The sequence below is a fragment of the Acinetobacter sp. IK23 genome (assembly GCF_035615275.1).
In the GTDB taxonomy this organism is placed as follows: domain Bacteria; phylum Pseudomonadota; class Gammaproteobacteria; order Pseudomonadales; family Moraxellaceae; genus Acinetobacter; species Acinetobacter seifertii.
Map to the genome: position 1 here is coordinate 1 of NZ_JANBNX010000066.1, position 1,039 is coordinate 1,039.

Genomic DNA, 1,039 nt, shown 5'->3' on the forward strand with positions numbered 1-1,039 from the left:
GGCTTTGTTGCATAAACATTCAAAAGCTGAGTTCTCCCCAATCCATTCAAATTTAAGACACAACTTGGGTGCGAGGTCTACCTAATTCCGTAAATCTATTCAGAACTGCCACACGCGCATGAATTTCATTGACCTGACTTTGAAAATGTCTTGCCGTCAGCCTATCACCTAATAATTTGATGCAATGCATCTTGGTTTCCACCAAACTACGACGGTGATAACCCGACCATTTTTTCCATAGGGTTCTGCCTAAATGTTTAACCGTTTGAAGTAACTCATTTCGTTCTATTGAACTTATTTTAGAATCTTTCCAGGGCTTGGCATTCTTTCTGGGTGGAATTACTGCATGTGCTTGACGATCTGAAATCACTTTTCTGCAGCACTTCGTGTCGTACGCGCCATCGGTATAGACAGAATCTATTCGCTCATCTAGTGGAATTTGATCCAGTAAATCACCTAGTACTTGTGAATCACTGACATTATTTGTAGTAAGCTGAACGGCACGTATTTGCAGTGTTTCAGCATCTATACCAATATGCAGTTTACGCCATTGCCGACGGTATTCAGGCTGATGTTTTTTACGCTTCCATTCGCCTTCACCTAAAAACTTTAAACCCGTAGAGTCGACAAGTAGGTGTAACCCATCATGACTTTTCTGATAGCTTATCGCAATATCAATATGCTTTTGTCGTCTACAAAGGGTGGAGTAATCTGGTGCTGTCCAATTCAAGCCACAGAGTTTAATCAGGCTTTGAACAAAGCCAGTAACCATACGTAAAGAAAGACGGAATAGAGATTTGATCATTAAACAGCATTGAATCGCTGTATCGGAATAAGTTTGATTTCGTCCTTGCTTGCCTTGTGGTTGTGCATACCATTGCGTCTTAGGATCAAACCAGATTGAAATATTTCCTCGCTTGATTAAAGCTTGGTTATACGAGGACCAATTGGTTGTACGATAGATTTTAGGTGTAGGCTTCTTCATCTGGAAATTATATTACTGAAGAAGCCTTCAAGAATAGCTTTGTGCAACAAAGCC

The 1,039-nt window shown here is 40.4% G+C and carries 1 protein-coding gene; it reads right to left on the reverse strand.

Annotated features, from left to right (window positions below; translation table 11 throughout):
• Positions 1-52: 52 nt before the first annotated feature.
• Positions 53-985, reverse strand: a complete 933-nt coding sequence (locus tag MSG95_RS18865) for an IS5-like element ISAha3 family transposase (protein ID WP_004812228.1) — start codon at positions 983-985, stop codon at positions 53-55.
• Positions 986-1,039 lie beyond the last annotated feature (54 nt).